Origin of the sequence: Rhodococcoides trifolii (assembly GCF_014635345.1) — a bacterium.
Classification (GTDB): Bacteria; Actinomycetota; Actinomycetes; order Mycobacteriales; family Mycobacteriaceae; genus Rhodococcoides; species Rhodococcoides trifolii.
This window is the reverse complement of sequence record NZ_BMCU01000004.1, coordinates 44,790-61,418: the sequence shown is the minus strand read 5'-3', so window position 1 is coordinate 61,418 and position 16,629 is coordinate 44,790. Positions and strand designations below refer to the sequence as shown.

At 64.0% G+C, this 16,629-nt stretch carries 15 protein-coding genes, 1 tRNA gene and 1 other RNA gene; 10 read left to right on the top strand and 7 right to left on the bottom strand.

Annotated elements, in window-relative coordinates; genetic code table 11:
- Positions 1–140 precede the first annotated feature (140 nt).
- Both IEW02_RS17860 and ffs read right to left on the bottom strand, forming a co-directional pair.
- Positions 141–1,433 (bottom strand): aspartate aminotransferase type Ic, encoded by a 1,293-nt coding sequence (locus tag IEW02_RS17860; protein WP_188546246.1) that lies wholly within the window; start codon positions 1,431–1,433, stop codon positions 141–143.
- 38 nt (positions 1,434–1,471) lie between these two features.
- Positions 1,472–1,566, bottom strand: an RNA gene (gene ffs / locus IEW02_RS17855) — signal recognition particle sRNA small type.
- Positions 1,567–1,649: 83 nt separating this feature from the next.
- On the opposite strand from ffs, the gene IEW02_RS17850 reads away from it, so the two are divergent.
- The 3 genes from IEW02_RS17850 (at position 1,650) to IEW02_RS17840 (ending at position 4,255) form a co-directional block, all read left to right on the top strand.
- Positions 1,650–1,737: transfer RNA gene (locus tag IEW02_RS17850), tRNA-Ser, on the top strand.
- A gap of 297 nt (positions 1,738–2,034) precedes the next feature.
- Complete coding sequence (locus IEW02_RS17845) at positions 2,035–2,667, top strand: TetR/AcrR family transcriptional regulator (RefSeq protein ID WP_229746138.1); 633 nt, start codon at positions 2,035–2,037, stop codon at positions 2,665–2,667.
- Positions 2,668–2,677: 10 nt separating this feature from the next.
- Entirely contained in the window at positions 2,678–4,255 is a 1,578-nt protein-coding gene (locus tag IEW02_RS17840) for an MDR family MFS transporter (protein ID WP_229746137.1), read from the top strand.
- Positions 4,256–4,260: 5 nt separating this feature from the next.
- On the opposite strand, the gene IEW02_RS17835 is transcribed toward IEW02_RS17840, so the two are convergent.
- On the bottom strand, positions 4,261–5,175 hold the full coding sequence (locus IEW02_RS17835; RefSeq protein WP_229746136.1) for a DUF2797 domain-containing protein: 915 nt from the start codon (positions 5,173–5,175) through the stop codon (positions 4,261–4,263).
- 42 nt (positions 5,176–5,217) lie between these two features.
- Between IEW02_RS17835 and IEW02_RS17830 the strand changes: the two genes are divergently transcribed.
- Positions 5,218–5,766, top strand: coding sequence for a hypothetical protein (locus tag IEW02_RS17830; RefSeq protein ID WP_188546244.1), 549 nt, complete (start codon positions 5,218–5,220; stop codon positions 5,764–5,766).
- Positions 5,767–5,957: 191 nt separating this feature from the next.
- On the top strand, positions 5,958–6,845 hold the full coding sequence (locus IEW02_RS17825; RefSeq protein ID WP_188546243.1) for an alpha/beta fold hydrolase: 888 nt from the start codon (positions 5,958–5,960) through the stop codon (positions 6,843–6,845).
- Here IEW02_RS17825 and IEW02_RS17820 read toward each other — a convergent pair.
- On the bottom strand, positions 6,842–7,588 hold the full coding sequence (locus tag IEW02_RS17820; RefSeq protein WP_188546242.1) for a 3-hydroxybutyrate dehydrogenase: 747 nt from the start codon (positions 7,586–7,588) through the stop codon (positions 6,842–6,844). The genes IEW02_RS17825 and IEW02_RS17820 overlap by 4 nt on opposite strands.
- A complete protein-coding gene (locus IEW02_RS17815; RefSeq protein WP_188546241.1) occupies positions 7,585–8,970 on the bottom strand; it encodes an MFS transporter in 1,386 nt (461 codons plus the stop codon). The genes IEW02_RS17820 and IEW02_RS17815 overlap by 4 nt, the downstream gene beginning before the upstream one ends.
- A gap of 116 nt (positions 8,971–9,086) precedes the next feature.
- On the opposite strand from IEW02_RS17815, the gene IEW02_RS17810 reads away from it, so the two are divergent.
- The 5 genes from IEW02_RS17810 to IEW02_RS17790 all read left to right on the top strand — a co-directional run bounded on the left by IEW02_RS17810 (position 9,087) and on the right by IEW02_RS17790 (position 13,427).
- Positions 9,087–10,007, top strand: coding sequence for a LysR family transcriptional regulator (locus IEW02_RS17810; RefSeq protein WP_229746135.1), 921 nt, complete (start codon positions 9,087–9,089; stop codon positions 10,005–10,007).
- Positions 10,004–10,888 carry a tRNA glutamyl-Q(34) synthetase GluQRS gene (gluQRS, locus tag IEW02_RS17805; RefSeq protein WP_188546239.1) on the top strand — a complete coding sequence of 295 codons (885 nt, stop codon included), beginning with the start codon at positions 10,004–10,006 and terminating at the stop codon, positions 10,886–10,888. The genes IEW02_RS17810 and gluQRS overlap by 4 nt, the downstream gene beginning before the upstream one ends.
- 65 nt (positions 10,889–10,953) lie before the next feature.
- Complete coding sequence (locus tag IEW02_RS17800) at positions 10,954–11,679, top strand: RDD family protein (protein WP_188546238.1); 726 nt, start codon at positions 10,954–10,956, stop codon at positions 11,677–11,679.
- 72 nt (positions 11,680–11,751) lie between these two features.
- Positions 11,752–12,645, top strand: a complete 894-nt coding sequence (locus IEW02_RS17795; RefSeq protein ID WP_188546237.1) for a hypothetical protein — start codon at positions 11,752–11,754, stop codon at positions 12,643–12,645.
- A 47-nt stretch (positions 12,646–12,692) separates the two neighbouring features.
- The gene (locus IEW02_RS17790; RefSeq protein WP_188546236.1) at positions 12,693–13,427 is read left to right on the top strand and encodes a queuosine precursor transporter; all 735 of its coding nucleotides are present in this window, start codon (positions 12,693–12,695) and stop codon (positions 13,425–13,427) included.
- An 82-nt stretch (positions 13,428–13,509) separates the two neighbouring features.
- Here the strand turns inward: IEW02_RS17790 and tgt are convergent, their stop codons facing one another.
- Positions 13,510–14,715, bottom strand: coding sequence for a tRNA guanosine(34) transglycosylase Tgt (gene tgt / locus IEW02_RS17785; RefSeq protein WP_188546235.1), 1,206 nt, complete (start codon positions 14,713–14,715; stop codon positions 13,510–13,512).
- Positions 14,712–16,622, bottom strand: a complete 1,911-nt coding sequence (locus tag IEW02_RS17780; RefSeq protein WP_188546607.1) for an ABC transporter ATP-binding protein — start codon at positions 16,620–16,622, stop codon at positions 14,712–14,714. The genes tgt and IEW02_RS17780 overlap by 4 nt, the downstream gene beginning before the upstream one ends.
- Positions 16,623–16,629: the final 7 nt, after the last annotated feature.

The window sequence follows — 16,629 nt, the reverse complement described above, 5'->3', positions numbered from 1 at the left end:
AATCACGGCCGACCAACGATTCGGCGTGAGGAAAGGTAGCACCGGAAATCAGACGGATCGGTACGCAGTTGGGCATCGAACCCATTCGGCGACATCAGCTTTGGAGCCGGTCACACTATTGCGATCGAAGGTGACCAGGGTCACTGCTCGGCGAGCAACTTCTCCGTCGCAGCAAGCAGGACGCAGGTCGCCACCCCGTCCATCGATGCCTCCACCTCGTCGAGCGACGGAAAGCTCGGCGCGAGACGAATATTGCGATCGTCCGGGTCCTTCTTGTACGGGAACGCCGATCCGGCGGCCGTGAGCGCGATGCCGGCGTCCTTCGCCAGCGCGATGGTCCGCGCTGCGGTGCCGTCCATGACGTCGAGGCTGACGAAGTACCCGCCCTTGGGGTCCGTCCACGACGCCACCTTCGACGCACCGAGACGGTCGTCGAGAATCTGTTGCACCAGAGCAAATTTCGGCGCCAGAATGTCCCGATGCTTCGCCATGTGGGCGCGCACACCGTCAGCGTCACCGAAGAAACGAACATGCCGGAGCTGATTGAGCTTGTCCGGGCCGATGCTTCGGATGGCCAGATGCTTGGTGTACCAGTCGAGATTGTCCGTCGACGAACCCAGGAAGCTCACGCCCGCCCCGGCGAAGGTGATCTTCGACGTCGACGCAAACACGAACGGCCGGTTGGGGTTTCCGGCGTCGCGCGCCAGACCCAGGACGTCGATGGACGGGGCGAAATCCTCGATCAGTGGGTGAACCGCATACGCGTTGTCCCAGAACAGACGGAAGTCCGGTGCAGCAGTGGGCATGTCGACCAGAGCGCGGACGACGTCCTCGGAGAACACTGCGCCCGTCGGGTTCGAGTAGTTGGGCACGGCCCACATGCCCTTGATCGTGGGATCGCTTCCGGCCAGCTGGGCGATCTCGCGCACGTCCGGTCCGTCGGGTCCGATCCCGACAGGAATCATTTCGATGCCCATCCGCTCGCAGATCGCGAAATGCCGGTCGTAGCCGGGGCTGGGGCACAGAAAACGAACCACCGGTTCGGCAGACCACGGACGCGGCGAGTCGGGGTTGCCGTGCAGCAGGGAGTAGACGACGAGATCGTGCATGAGCTCGAGGCTGGCGTTGCCCGCTGCGTACAGGTTCGACGCCGGCACGTTCAGCAGCTCGCCGAAGATCTCGCGCAGCTCGGGCAAACCCGTGAGACCGCCGTAATTGCGGCAATCCGTTCCGGAGGCATCGGTGAAGTTACCGTCACCGGGGAGGGACAGCAGCTCGTTGGCCAAGTCCAACTGCTCGGGCGACGGTTTACCGCGGGTGAGGTCCAGCGTGAGGCCGCGCGCTTTCAGCGCGTCGTAGTTGGTCTGCTGCTCGGTGCGCTCCGCGACCAGTTCGTCGCGGTTCATCAGTCCGAGTTGAGTCTGGGCTGGCATGCGACGAGGGCCTTCCGGAAGCCTGGGATCGACGAGGGTTAAGGGGACCCCGCGCACCCGGCAGAGCCCGTTGACCCTTGCTGCCTTCCGGCCCTGGGGGAGTTCACAGGATGCGCGCCGCGCGGGATCCGGTCACCACTGTAGTCGGAGACGGCGTCCATCCGGCAATCCGGACCGGATTCGTCGCACAGGGGTTCCGCCGGTATGCTGCCAAACGGAGGATTCGCCTAGTGGCCTATGGCGCTCGCCTGGAACGCGGGTTGGGTTAACGCCCTCAGGGGTTCAAATCCCCTATCCTCCGCCAGAATGGCGAGCCCGTGACCTGCACTCGATGTGGTCACGGGCTCGTCGTTTCTCTGCCCGTCCACAGATCATGCAACTGCACCCGGTTCGGGCCGTCAGACAAACTGGTCTGCGATATACCCCCAAGGGGTATGTCACGGGCGAAGAAACCCCGCTGCGGCGTCCTCGATGCCACGACGACAGCGGTTGCGATAGATCACCATCGACATCGCCTGCTCGACCGACCGCACCTTGCCATCTTGCACTCACTGCAACTTTACACTTGTGCAATCGTGCATTGAGTGCAAAGATTTATTGCGTGCGACAAGGAACCGGCCTACGCGAACGTAAGCGCCTCGCGACCCGCAGACAGATCGAGACGAGTGCCGTCGATCTCGTTCTCGAGCACGGGTACGACGCCGTCACCGTGGAGATGATCTGCGCCGCGAGCAACATCTCGACGCGGTCGTTCTTCAACTACTTCCCCAGCAAGGACGCTGCGGTGGTAGGCGAGATGATCAACATCCCGGACGAGGATTCGATCAATCGCATAATCGACGATCACCCGTCGAACCCTCTGCTCGGCGTCGTTCGGGTCTTCGAGTCGACACTGGTCGGGGCCGAGGACGAGTTCGAGCTCGTCCTGCTCCGACAGAAGATCGTCAAGTCCAATCCGGAGCTGATGCAACGCCATTTCCGCACCATGCTCGAACTCGAGGAGGCCGTGACGACTGTCGTGGAGAAGCGGCTGCGAGCCAATCCGCAGGGCCGTCACCTCACCGGCCGCGTTCAGGCCGACGAGGAAGCGCTGGCGATCGTCATGACCGCCGGCACTGCCATGAAGTACGTCTTCCGCCGCTGGCAGGCCACCGGTCGAACTCAATCCCGAGCCGAACTGCTCACTCCCGCACTGGAACTGATGGCGGAGATCATCCGCCCCACAACGAGTTAGAAGGAAGATCATGTCCACATCCACAGCCGACGCCACACCGGACGTCGCGGCCCCCGAGAACAAGCGGGCAATTCTGTTCGTCTTCGCCGGGCTCCTGATCACGATGCTGCTCGCGTCGCTCGATCAGATGATTTTCAGCACTGCGCTCCCGACCATCGTCGGAGAGCTGAACGGTGTCGATCACATGGTCTGGGTGACAACGGCGTACATCCTGGCGTCGACGATCATGATGCCGGTCTACGGCAAGCTCGGCGATTTGATCGGTCGCAAAGGGTTGTTCATCGGCGCCATCGCCATCTTCATCGTCGGCTCGATCATCGGCGGTATGGCCCACGACATGACGACGCTGATCACCGGCCGCGCCGTACAAGGCCTCGGCGGCGGCGGACTGATTCTGTTGGCGCAGGCAATCATTGCCGACGTGGTCCCTGCCCGCCAGCGCGGCAAGTACATGGGCGCGATGGGCGGAGTGTTCGCTCTCGCATCGGTGGCCGGGCCGCTCCTGGGTGGCTGGTTCACCGAGGGCATCGGGTGGCGCTGGGCGTTCTGGATCAACGTCCCGCTGGGCTTGCTCGCGTTGGCGACGGCTGCGGTATTCCTGCGACTTCCGAAGGGCCGCAGCACGAAGCCGACCATCGACGGCCTCGGAATGGCGTTGGTCGCCATCGCCGCGACGTGCCTGATCCTGTTCACGACGTGGGGCGGCAACACCTACGCCTGGGACTCCGCGATGATCATCGGTCTGATCGTCGGATCGATCGCCGCCACGGTGGCATTCGTGTTCGTCGAACGCCGCTCGCCAGAGCCGGTCATTCCGCTGCACCTGTTCAAGGAGCGCAACTTCGTCCTGACGACCGTTGCCGGCCTCATCACCGGCATCGCGATGTTCGGCGCACTGGCATACCTGCCCACCTACCTTCAGATGGTCACCGGCCGAAACGCCACCGAGGCCGGCTTGCTCCTCATCCCGATGATGGCCGGCCTGTTGGTGACGTCGATCGTCAGCGGTCAGTTCGTCTCTCGAACAGGTCGTTACAAGTGGCTGCCGGTCGTCGGTACGGTGCTGGTCGCCGTCGCGCTGGTTCTGCTCTCGACCTTGACGCCATCCACCTCGCTGGTGATCCTGGGCCTCTACATCGCCCTCATGGGTGTCGGCCTCGGTATGAGCATGCAGATCTTGATTCTGATCGTGCAGAACACGTTTTCGTCGTCCGAGGTGGGCACGGCAACGGCGTCGAACAACTTCTTCCGGCAGATCGGAGCGTCGCTGGGCTCGGCCGTCGTCGGCAGCCTCTTCACGGCGCGACTGACCCAACTGATCTCGGAGCGCCTACCCGAGGGCGCTGCTGCAGGCGGCGAGAACTCCCTCACGCCAAGTGCATTGAAGGGCCTTCCCACTCAGGTGCGCGATGTGATCGTCGGGTCGTACAACGACGCGTTGACACCGATCTTCCTCTACCTCGTGCCCCTGGTCGCCGTGGCCGCCGCGCTTCTGTTCTTCGTCACCGAGAAGCCTCTGGCCACTCGCATCGAACGCGACGACGCCGAGCCCGAGAAGATGCCGACGGCCTTGTCCGTCATGGACTGACCGGCTCAGAACAACACGGCCTGAACCGGAGGCAACTTGGTTCGGTAGTCACCGAATTCGATCCGCCGCCCTTTCAGCCTCGACAGATCCGCGACGTACGCAGTGGTCGGATCCGCCGGCACGGTCACAAGTGCCGCCGACCCGACCACTGCGCGTATCGAGAACCCGTGAGCGCCGCTCGACAGTTCCGCCGGATAGGCAAGCCGTTCGCCGGCATCGATCAAGGCGTCCCGCCCCGCCGGCGGGTCCCATGTCTCGTCGACGATCGAGGAGTCACGTCCGAAATCCGATCCCGACAATAGCTCTCGTGCCTCCACCGCCGCGGCCAGATTCTGCGCATCCAACTCACCGAGATCGACCGGGCGCGCAAGTGCCGCCGCTTTCGCGGACGCTCGAACTGCCTGTCGCAGTCCGACACCCGCCGTCACCGCGTCCTCCATGTCGCGGATGACGCGGCCGTCGGCGCCGCGTGCGACGTATCGTCCGACGAGGGCACCCTGCTCGGTCAGCCTCCCCCACTTTCGGGTGTCGGTCGCGGTGCCGATCTTGCTCACACCACCGGCGAACGTGGCGACGTACAGCCAATGAGGCTGCATCACAACCGCTTCGATGTCCTTCGACACGAATTTCTGCCGATGGACGATGTGGACGAACCGGAACTGATCCTTCGATGCGCACGCATCGCACTGGGACCCGGACACCGCGTAGGCCCGGTCGGGGCACGGGATATGGACCGACCCTCCGTTGCCGTCGGATGCGGAACGGCCGAGGCAGTAGGTGCGCCCGCGCGCACCCATGACTCGAAACGAGAGAAACACCGAGTCGAGCGGGATCCTGCGGGTCCGTCCAGTCTCGACGTCCGACACGGCCAGCTCCGGTTGCCGACGAGGCCAGGTGACCCCGCGCACCAGTTCCGTCACCACCGCACACTATCGAGCCACGCCCTGACAGAATCGACCCCCATGCCGCTCCCCCGCCGACTGCGTACCCTGCACCGCTACGTGACCACTCGGCCGCAAGGCATTCTGTCGACTTCCCGCGCCTCCGCCCGCCTGTCGGCCTACGTCTACGGCAACGTGCTGGTCCTGGCGGTGGTCGTCGCGGCGAGCACGTCCAGCATCGACGACGGGTCGGCCACCGCGCTGGCTCTGGGCACCACCGTGACGACGTTTCTCGCCCACATCTTCTCGGACGGCGTCGCCTCGGCGATGCTGCCGGAGGAGGATCGGAGCCGACGTCACCGACTCGAAGAGTTGCGTGACAGTGTCCCCATCGTCTCGTCGGGGACCATCCCCACCGTTCTGCTGGGTCTGGGATGGCTCCAGATCGTCCCCACCGGAACCGCTCAGATTGCTGCCTCCGCGCTCATCACTGTCCGAATTGCGTCGATTCCCATCGTTGCGCAACGCCTGCGTGGCGAACGCCTCTCGTGGCGAGCAGTGGCGATCGGTATCACTCTCGCCGTGGCGGCAACCGTGGTCGTGTTCGTCAAGGTCCTTCTGACACATTGACTTGACCTGCGCCCAAGCAGTAGTTACGCCGGCACCGAATACAGAGGGAGAAACCACAACTGCCCATCGGTTTGTTTGTGTGCGGCGAGCGTGTTTCCTCGATCCGGCGAAGCGATCGGTGCAAAAGGGTCGACAAGCGCACACTGGGTACATAAGAGGCACGAACTCTTGCACCACCGAAGGGATTCACCATGGCTGTGGACGGCCAGATGCACACGCTCCGACTGCACGGCGACAACCTGCACTACCTCGACGAGGGCGCAGGCCCTGCCGTCGTCCTGATTCACGGGCTGCTGGGGTCGCACCACAACTGGGCACCGCAGGTCGAGTCGCTCTCCAAGCAGTACCGCGTGATCGTCCCCGATCTGTTCGGCCACGGTGACTCGGACAAACCCGCCGGTGACTACTCGCTCAGCGCCCACGCCGCGACGGTGCGGGACCTTCTCAAAGCGTTGGACATCGATTCGGCGACGATGGTGGGTCATTCACTCGGCGGCGGCGTCGCCATGCAGACCATGTATCTGTTCCCCGACCGGGTCGAGCGCCTGGTGCTGGTCGCCAGCGGTGGTCTCGGGCCCGAGGTCAGCCCGCTGCTGCGCGCTGCCACCCTGCCCGGCAGCGAGTTCGTGCTCCCCGTCGTCGCGTCGCAGGCAGTGCGCGACGGCGTGGATCTGGCCATCGACGGCCTGCGCAGGATCGGGCTGAACCCGATGAGCGCTAGCTCCACAGAAGCGTGGCGCGCCTTCGCGTCGGTGCAGGACTCCAGGACACGACGTGCGTTCCTGGCCACCGCGCGTTCGGTGATCAGCTTCCGCGGCCAAACCGTCAGCGCCACACCGCACTTCGCGGCCTACCAGGACATCCAGGCCATGCTGATCTGGGGTGAGCGCGACACGATCATTCCCAACTCGCACACAGAGAACGCCCGCGCGGAACTGCCCCACGGGCGGGTCGAAATCTTCCCGCGCGCAGGGCATTTCCCGCATCTCGATCTTCCCGACCGCTTCGATCGAGTGTTCAACGAATTCATGACGGACTGCGGCGCCGCCCCGAAGAAGCGCGTGGCGTCCGCGATCTAACTCGCGGTCCACCCACCGTCCATGGCGTAGGACGCGCCGGTCACCATTCCGGCGTCGTCCGACGCCAGCCATCCCACAAGAGAGGCAACCTCGCTGGGCTCGACCAGACGTTTGATTGCACTCTCGGTCAACATCACTTTTTCGAGGACCTCGTCCTCTGGAATAGAATGCGCCTTCGCCTGATCGGCAATTTGCTTCTCCACCAACGGCGTTCGCACGTAGCCGGGGTTGATGCAGTTGCTCGTGACGCCGTGGCTCGCGCCTTCGAGGGCCGTCACCTTCGACATCCCTTCGAGTGCATGCTTGGCGGTCACGTAGGCCACCTTGAACTCCGATGCCCGGAGTCCGTGCACCGAGGAGACGTTGACGATCCGGCCGAAGTCGCGGGAATACATGTGCGGCAACGCCGCTCGAATCAAGAGGAACGGCGCTTCCACCATCAACGTCTGAATGCGCCGGAACGCAGCCGGGTCGAAGTCGACGATCGAGGCGACGGTCTGAATCCCAGCGTTGTTGACGAGAATGTCGACGTCGAGTGTCAGGGTCTCGAGGTTCGCAGTGTCCAGGAGGTCGACAGCCCAGGCCTCGCCGCCGAGTTCGGTGGCCAACTCCTTGGCCGACGTCTCGTCGACGTCCGCGATCACGACACGGGCGCCGCGACCTGCCAACTGGCGGGCGCAGGCCGCCCCGATCCCACTGGCGCCACCCGTCACCAGAGCGGAACGGCCGGAGAGATCACTCACTTCAGGCCGACCTTCGACAGTTCTGCCTCGGTGGCAAGGCTTTTCGCGTCGGCGATGTCGATACTCTCGAGCGACAGGCCCTTGGTCTCGCGGGCGAACACGACCGCCACCACCGTGATGGCCGCGGCAATGGCCAGATACACCGCGATGGGGACCGAAGAGCCGTAGACGTCGAGCAGCTTGACCGCGATGATCGGCGCCAGCGACCCGGCGACGATCGATGTGACCTGGTACCCCAGGGACACACCCGAGTAGCGCATCCGCGTCGGGAACATCTCCGCCATGATGGCCGGTTGCGTTGCGTACATGAAGGCGTGGAAGACGAGTCCGATGATGATCGCCAGCATGATGACGACGTTGTGTCCGCTGTTCATCATCGGGAAGGCGAAGAAGCCCCACGTTGCGGCCGTGACGGCGCCGACGAGGTAGACCGGGCGACGTCCGACACGATCCGCCAGGCGCCCGACCTGCGGAATCACCGCGAAGTGGATGGCGTGCGCGATGAGCATCCACCACAGGATGGTGCTGGTGTCGGTGCCGACCTCGACCTTGAGGTACGTGATCGAGAAGGTGACCACGAGGTAGTACATGACGTTCTCGCCGAATCGCAGGCCCATCGCCGTGAACACGCCGCGCGGGTAACGCTTGACGACCTCGAAGACGCCGTAGGACGCGGCCTTGATGATCTCGGTCTGCTTCTGTGCCTCGAGGAAGATCGGCGCGTCGGTGACCTTGGTACGGATGTAGTAGCCGACGAACACGATGACCGCGGACAGCCAGAACGCCACTCGCCATCCCCAGCTCAGGAAGGCGGCGTCGGACAGGGTGGTGGTCAGGACGAGCAGCACGACGGTCGCGAGCAGGTTGCCGCCGGGTACACCGGCCTGAGGCCAGCTCGCCCAGAATCCGCGGCTCTTGTTCGGGCTGTGTTCGGCGACGAGAAGAACTGCGCCACCCCATTCGCCGCCGACCGCGAATCCCTGGATGAATCGCAGCGCGACGAGCAGCGCCGGAGCCCAGTAGCCGATCTGGTTGAACGTCGGCAGACATCCCATCAGGAACGTCGCGGATCCGACGAGCACCAGAGAGAACTGAAGAAGCTTCTTGCGGCCGTACTTGTCACCGAAGTGCCCGAACACGATGCCGCCCAGCGGGCGTGCGACGAATCCGACCGCGTAGGTGACGAACGAGGCAAGAATCGCGTCGAGTTCACTGGTGCCCTCGGCGAAGAAGATCTTGCTGAAGACGAGGGTGGCGGCCGTTCCGTAGAGGAAGAACTCGTACCACTCGACCACCGTACCGGCCATCGACGCGGCGACGACCTTCTTCAAGCCGCTGGGAGCGCTGTCGTCCTCGGCGCGGGTTGTGCTGTCCACAGTCATTGACTCTCCTCGATATGTGACGCAGTGCACATACTGCCGTCCGATAGGAGTATCGACGCACATGGCCCTCGGCCACAATGACTCGAACTGCACCCACCCTCTGCAAGAATGCAGATATGGCCGTCGAGCGGGATTTGTCACGGCCCCTACCCAGCGCCGACGACCTCCTCGTCCTGCTGGCTGTGGGGAGGTCCGGCCGTTTCACCTCGGCCGCGGACAACTTGGGCATCAACCACACGACGGTCTCGCGGCGGATCGCCGCCCTCGAACGCGCCGTCGGTGGCCGTGTCCTGGCCCGAGGAGCCGGAGGCTGGGAGCTCACCGAGTTGGGAAGGACGGCACTCGACGCCGCCGAATCCGTCGACGCCGTGCTGCGCGGTCTCGTCACCGGCCACCGAACCGGTGAGCTCGAGGGCGTCGTGCGCATCTCCGCGACGGACGGTTTCAGTGCGTACGTGGTTGCTCCCGCCGCGGCCCGTGTCCGCGAGCGCCACCCGGGCATCACCGTCGAGATCGTCGCGACCACGCGGCGGGCGTCGCAGCAACGGTCGGGAATGGACGTCGAGGTCGTCGTCGGCCAACCACAGGTCCACCGCGCGGAATCGGTGCGCCTCGCGGACTACTGCCTGGGGCTGTACGCGTCGAGAACCTACCTGGGCACGCACGAACAACCCCGCACTGCCGCAGACCTGGCCGACCACGGTCTCGTCTACTTCATCGACTCCGTTCTCGCGGTCGACGACCTCGATCAGGCCCGAACCATCGCGCCGTCGATGCACGAATCGGTAACGTCCACAAACGTTTTCGTCCACGTCGAGGCAACGCGAGCCCACGCCGGCATCGGACTGCTGCCCTGCTTCATGGCCGACCGGCACGACGACCTCGTCCGACTGCTGCCGAGCGACGTGGCGGTTCGGTTGTCCTACTGGTTGGTGGCGCGGCCCGAAGCGCTGCGTCGACCCGAGGTTGCCGCCGTGGTGGAGTCGATCAAGGCAGTGACGATGGAGGAGCGCGACGCGTTGCTAGGACAGCTGTGACGGGTTCCGGCCGCTTTGCTCCCAGTCCGTCCGGGGATCTGCATCTGGGAAATCTTCGGACCGCGTTGTTGGCGTGGCTCTTCGCGCGCTCCACCCAGCGGTCGTTCGCGCTGCGGATCGAGGACCTCGATCGCGTGGCCGACGGTGCGGAAGCTCGTCAGATTGCCGACTTACGTTCCGTGGGAATCGACTTCGACGGTACGCCGGTGCGGCAGTCCGAACGCCGTGAGCTCTACGACGCGGCATTGGATCGACTGGTCGACGCTGATCTCGTGTACGAATGTTATTGCACCCGCAGGGAAATCCTCGACGCGGCGTCGGCTCCGCACGCTCCGGACGGCGCCTACCCCGGTACCTGCAGGAATTTCACCGACAAGGAGCGGGCGATCCGCCGGACGGCCCGACCGGCTGCCCTCCGATTGCGAGCCGATGAATCCTCGTGGACCGTGTCGGATCTCCTTCACGGCGAATTCACCGGTGTGGTCGACGATTTCGTACTTCGCCGAGGTGACGGCATTCCGGCGTACAACCTCGCGGTGGTCGTCGACGACGGGGATCAGGGGATCGACCAAGTGGTCCGCGCCGACGATCTGCTGACATCCGCACCCCGTCAGGCATATCTGGCCGGGCTGCTGGGGATCGAACCTCCACAGTACGTTCACGTTCCGCTCGCAGTCGGCCCGACCGGGAAGAGGTTGGCCAAGCGCGACGGCGCAGTAACGTTGAGGGACAGAATCGAACTGGGGGAAATGCCGTCGGACGTGTTCCGACTCATCGCAGGTTCGTTCGGCGTCGACGCGACCAGTGCGCGGCAGCTTCTGGGTCGGTGGGATTCAACGCTGGTCCCGTCGGCGCCGTGGGCCGTTCGGCTACCACCCTAGGCAGCAGCGTCACCGCGACGTAGGGTGTGCGGCAATGCGACCTTTCCTTTCACGACAGGGATGACATGACTTCTGGCGGCTACGACCCGAACCAAGACCCACAGGGAAACCCGCCGCAAGGCGGGCAGGGCGGAACCCCGCCCCCCGGCTCCTATCCTTCGCCCGGTCAGTACCCGCCTCCCGGCGCCTACCCACCTCCCGGCCAGTACCCGCCGCCGCAGCAGGGTGGGCAGCAGTACGGACAGCCCGGTGGCTACCCGCCCCCGCCGCAGAGTGGGTACCCGGGTCAGCCGCAGCAGGGCGGTTACTCGTCGCAGCCGCAGTACGACCCCGGGCAGCAGTACGGGGGATTCCCCAACCCCAGCGGTAGCGGCGCGCCCGGCGACCTGTGGATTCGGCTCGGCGCCCGCATCATCGACGGGATCATCGTCGGCATCGTGTCGCTCATTCTGGCGCTGATTTTCGCGTCGACCGGCAATTTCATCGTGACCGGATTGCTGACGGCCATCATCGGGTTCGGCTACTTCGTCGCGATGGAGACCACACAGGGCGGGACGCTCGGCAAGAAGGTGCTCGGTCTGAGCGTTCACGGACCGGGTGGTGCTGCCAAGCCGACACCGCAGCAATCCGCCATCCGCAACGTGTTTCTCCTGTTCGGGATCATTCCGTTCGTCGGCAGCCTCCTCGTGCTCGTCGCGTACATCGTCATCGCGGTGACCATCAACAACAGCCCGACGAAGCAGGGAAAGCACGACGAAATCGCCGGCGGCACTCAGGTGGTCAAGAACTGATCCAAGAAGTTCACAAAAGGCGCGGACAACCGTCCGCGCCTTTTGTCGTACACAGGAGTTATTGTGTGCGCCATGACCGACGGATCGGACAAGAGCCCGTACGAGCACCCGCCACTGGGCAACGACGGGGGCAACCCGGAGTCCTACGGGCAGAACCCGCCTCCTCAGCAGAACTACGGCGGCTACCCGCCTCCACCGCAGAACTACGGCGCTTACCCTCCGCCGCAGCAGAACTATGGCAACTACCCGCCACCGCAGCAGAACTATGGCAACTACCCGCCACCTCCGCCCATGAATCCGGTCGATTCCGGGTACGGATACGGCGGGGCCCCGACGCTGACCGTGGGCAACGCACTGTCCTACGGCTGGAACAAGTTCAAGGCCAATGCGGGCGTGTGGGTGGGGATAATGCTGGTCGCTGCGGTCATCTCCGCTGTCGTCAGTTACCTCACCGGCGGGTTCAGCAGTAACACCGACGATTTGGCCGCGACGTTCTCAATCCTGAACATTCTCGGCACCCTCGCTTCCGCGGTCGTCAGCTACCTGCTCAACGCCGCATTCGTACGAGGTGCGCTGCACGAAACCGACGGCAACAAGCCGTCTTTCGCGGCGTTCTTCCAGTTCTCGAATGTGCTGGCCGTCGTACTGTCGAGTGTGCTCGTCGGACTGCTCACCGGCATCGGCTTCGTCCTGCTCATCATCCCCGGCATCGTCGTGATCTTCCTGACCTGGTGGACCCTGCAGTTCGTACTGGACCACGACCTCGGTCCTATCGGTGCCATCAAGGCGAGTGCGAAAGCGATCTCGTCGAACTTCGGCACACTCTTCGTCTTGGCTCTCGCGTGCGTCGGCATCAACATCGTCGGAGCGATTCCCATCGGCCTCGGACTTCTCATCACGGTCCCCGTCACGATCATCGCCGGCACATTCGCCTACCGGGTGGTCACAGGCGGCCGGGTGGCGTAGCTCGCCGGATTCGCTCGCGTCGCCGGTCGGGTGCTTGGATTGGCCCCATGACCGATACTCGAGAAACAAAGGAAGAACCGCACTCTGGACAGGCGGTGTTCGCTCGCGTCAACGGGAGCTACTACGCCGCCATTGTCGCGCTCTTCACCGCCACCCTCCTCATCTCCAACGTGACAGCCAGCAAGGGCGTCTCGTTCTTCTCCGGATCCGACGTGTTCCTCGGACCGTTCCAGATCCTGCCGATCAACACCGACGGCGCCTTCTTCCTCTTTCCCCTCGCCTACATCCTCGGCGACGTGCTCAGCGAGGTCTACGGCTTCAAGGCCACCCGCCGAGCCATCTACCTGGGGTTCGCGTCGCTGATCCTGACGTCGGTGTGCTTCTGGATCGCCATCCAGCTGCCGTCCGCCTCGTTCTACGAGAATCAGCAATCCCTCGAGACCGTCGTCGGTGTCGTGCCGCGCCTGGTGTTGGCCGGTCTCGCCGGCTACCTCGTCGGACAGATGCTGAACTCGCTCGTTCTCGTCGCGATAAAGGAACGCACCAAGGAGAAGCATCTCTGGGCGCGCCTGATCGGTTCGACCATCGTCGGAGAATTCGGCGACACCCTCATCTTCTGCTCCATCGCCGCCGGCGTCATCGGCATCAGTACCTGGACCGACTTCATCAACTACGTGATCGTCGGGTTCCTGTGGAAGACCCTGGCCGAGGTCCTGGTCATGCCCATCACCTACCGCGTCATCGCCTACCTCAAGAAGCGGGAGCCGACGTACGCGGTGTGAAGCTATCTCCCCTTTCGGACTCAGGGGCACCCTCACGTCACTGGATCGACTGAATGTGCCCCTGAGTCGCCGGGGGTAGCGATCAGCTCCCGTAGAACCGCCCCATCACCTCGGCCTTGAACTCCTGGAACCGGCCCGCCTCGATGGACGCGCGGATGTCGTCGACGAGCTTCACCGTGAACCGCTCGTTGTGAATGGTCGCGAGGGTCGAGGCGAGCATTTCCTTCGCCTTGAACAAATGGTGCATGTACGCGCGGGTGTAATGGGCGCAGGTATAGCAGTCGCACTCGTCGTCGATCGGGGTGAAATCGCGGCGGAATCGGCTGGTGTTGATGTTGAAGCGCCCGTCACGGGTGTAGATCGCGGCATTGCGCGCGACGCGTGAGGGATTGACGCAGTCGAAGGTGTCGGCGCCGTTCTCGATGGCGACGAAGAAGTCGTCGGGCTCGCTGATGCCGAGCATGTGCCGCGGTTTGTGTTCGGGCAGTTCCTCGTTCACCCATCGCACGATGGTCCCGAGGTTCTGCTTCTCGAGGGCTCCGCCGATACCGAATCCGTCGAAGTCCAGCTCGGCCAAGCCCCGAGCGGCCTTGCGCCGAAGGTCCTCGTACTGTGCGCCCTGCACCACTCCGAACAGTGATTGATACGGCTTGCCGACGCGTTCTGCCGTGAGCCGCTTGTGCTCGTCGACGCACCGGACGGCCCACGCCTGCGTCCGGTCCACCGAAAGTTCTTGGTAGCCGCGGGTGTTCATCAGTGTGGTGAGCTCGTCGAAGGCGAACATGATGTCGGCGCCGAGCTGATGCTGAATCTGCATCGACACCTCGGGGGTGAAGCGGTGCCGGGAACCGTCGAGGTGCGATTTGAACGTCACCCCGTCGTCGTCGACCCTGGCGAGACGTTCTTTGCCCTCGGCGATCACGTCGTCGGACTGCACTCGCGAACTGTCCATCGAGATGACCTTCTTGAAACCGACGCCGAGAGACATGACCTGAAAGCCGCCGCTGTCGGTGAACGTCGGGCCGTCCCAGTTCATGAACTTGCCGAGTCCGCCGGCCTCGTCCACGATGTCGGATCCCGGTTGCAGGTACAGGTGATATGCATTCGCAAGAACGGCTTGCGCTCCGAGATCCTTCATCGTTTCGGGCAGAACAGCTTTGACCGTTGCCTTGGTGCCGACTGCGATGAACGCCGGAGTGGAGATGTCACCGTGCGGGGTGTGAATCACACCGGCTCGACCGAGTTCGCCGTCTATCCGTGTACCGATGTCGAAGTAGGGCGAAGTCACCGGCTCATTGAATCAGACGCCGCTTTGAGTCCCGACGCACTGAGGCGGTAGTACGCGCCGCGTGCGTCGATCAGCTGCTCGTGTGTGCCCTGTTCGACGATGGATCCGTTCTCCATCACCAGGATGAGATCGGCGTCGCGGATGGTCGAAAGTCGGTGCGCGATAACGAAGCTCGTGCGGTCACTGCGCAGAGCAGCGGTGGCCTTCTGCACCAGCAGTTCGGTGCGGGTGTCGACCGACGACGTGGCCTCGTCTAGAATGAGAATCGACGGGTTGGCGAGGAACGCACGCGCGATGGTGATCAGCTGCTTCTCGCCGGCACTGACGTTGCCGCCTTCACCGTCGATCACGGTGTCGTACCCGAGCGGCAGCGAATGCACGAACCGGTCGACGTAGCTGACCTGCGCGGCCTCCATGATCTTGTCCTCGGGCGCGGTCGGGTCACCGTAGGCGATGTTCTCGCGAATGGTGCCGCCGAACAGCCAGGTGTCCTGCAGCACCATTCCGGTTCGCTCCCGCAGGTCGTCGCGGGTCATTCGCCGTGTGTCGACGCCGTCGACGGTGATGCGACCGGAGTCGATGTCGTAGAACCTCATGATCAGGTTCACGAGCGTGGTCTTGCCCGCGCCCGTCGGCCCGACGATCGCCACCATCTGTCCGGGCTCGGCCACGAACGACAGGTCCTCGATGAGCGGCCGCTCCGCCTCGTAGCGGAAGGAGACGTTCTCGAATTCGACTCGTCCGCTTCGACTATCGGGGGTCGCGGCGGGAATCGGGTCCGGCTCCTCCTGGTCGGCGTCGAGGATCTCGAAGATGCGCTCGGCCGACGCGACGCCGGACTGCAGCAGGTTGACCATCGAGCCGATCTGCGTCAGTGGTTGCGTAAACTGGCGCGAGTACTGGATGAACGCCTGCACTTCACCGAGGCTCAGCGTGCCCGAGGCCACCCGCAGACCGCCGACGACCGCGATGATCACGTAGTTGATGTTTCCGAGAAACATGATGGCGGGCATGACGATCCCGGAGATGAACTGCGCTCGGTAGCTCGCCTGGTACAGCTCTTCGTTGCTGTCGTGAAAGACGCGCTCGGTCTCTTCCTGGCGACCGTAGGCCTTGACCAGTTCGTGGCCGGTGTACGCCTCTTCGACCTGAGCGTTGAGCGAACCGGTCTGCTTCCACTGCGCAATGAAGTGCGGCTGCGATCGTTTCGCGATCTGCGCGGTCACCACGATGGACACCGGAACCGTCAGCACCGCAACGAGAGCCAGCAAAGGTGAGATGTAGAGCATCATCGCGAGGATGCCGAGGACGGTGAGCACCGACGTCACGAGCTGAGAGAGCGTCTGCTGCAGGCTCTGCGACACGTTGTCGATGTCGTTGGTTACCCTGGAAAGAACGTCGCCGCGCTTGTGAGAATCGAAGTAGCTCAACGGAAGTCGATGGATCTTGCTCTCGACGTCGGTGCGCAGCTTCTTGATGGTCTTCTGCAGCGCTACGTTGAGCAGGTACCCCTGCAGCCATCCGAGCAGCGCGGAGGCAAGGTAGAGCGCCAGGACGATCATCAGCACCCGACCGACGGCGTCGAAGTCGACGCCCAGGCCGGGCGTGAGATTCATACCCGACACCAGGTCGGCGAAGGTGCCCTGGCCGGCGTCGCGAAGATTCTGCACTGCTTCGTCTTTGGAGATACCGAGCGGCAGCTGCCGTCCCACGATGCCGTCGAAGATCAGGTTGGTGGCATCACCGAGGATCTTGGGAGCCAACACCGTCAACACCACGCTGGCCGACGCCAGAATCAGGACGATCGAGATCATGGCTCGCTGCGGCTTCAACCGCGCGAGCAGACGTTTGACCGACGGTCCGAAGGTCATCGCCTTGGTGCCGGGCGCTCCGGGCGCGGCCGCCATGGGCCCG

What these genes read in the sequence shown, in the direction of transcription:
- IEW02_RS17780 (WP_188546607.1), bottom strand. Translation starts at nt 16,622, where the DNA reads ATGGCGGCCGCGCCCGGAGCGCCCGGCACCAAGGCGATGACCTTCGGA.
- IEW02_RS17795 (WP_188546237.1), top strand. Translation starts at nt 11,752, where the DNA reads ATGACCGACGGATCGGACAAGAGCCCGTACGAGCACCCGCCACTGGGC.
- IEW02_RS17800 (WP_188546238.1), top strand. Translation starts at nt 10,954, where the DNA reads ATGACTTCTGGCGGCTACGACCCGAACCAAGACCCACAGGGAAACCCG.
- IEW02_RS17840 (WP_229746137.1), top strand. Translation starts at nt 2,678, where the DNA reads ATGTCCACATCCACAGCCGACGCCACACCGGACGTCGCGGCCCCCGAG.
- IEW02_RS17790 (WP_188546236.1), top strand. Translation starts at nt 12,693, where the DNA reads ATGACCGATACTCGAGAAACAAAGGAAGAACCGCACTCTGGACAGGCG.
- IEW02_RS17815 (WP_188546241.1), bottom strand. Translation starts at nt 8,970, where the DNA reads ATGACTGTGGACAGCACAACCCGCGCCGAGGACGACAGCGCTCCCAGC.
- IEW02_RS17810 (WP_229746135.1), top strand. Translation starts at nt 9,087, where the DNA reads ATGGCCGTCGAGCGGGATTTGTCACGGCCCCTACCCAGCGCCGACGAC.
- IEW02_RS17825 (WP_188546243.1), top strand. Translation starts at nt 5,958, where the DNA reads ATGGCTGTGGACGGCCAGATGCACACGCTCCGACTGCACGGCGACAAC.
- IEW02_RS17860 (WP_188546246.1), bottom strand. Translation starts at nt 1,433, where the DNA reads ATGCCAGCCCAGACTCAACTCGGACTGATGAACCGCGACGAACTGGTC.
- IEW02_RS17830 (WP_188546244.1), top strand. Translation starts at nt 5,218, where the DNA reads ATGCCGCTCCCCCGCCGACTGCGTACCCTGCACCGCTACGTGACCACT.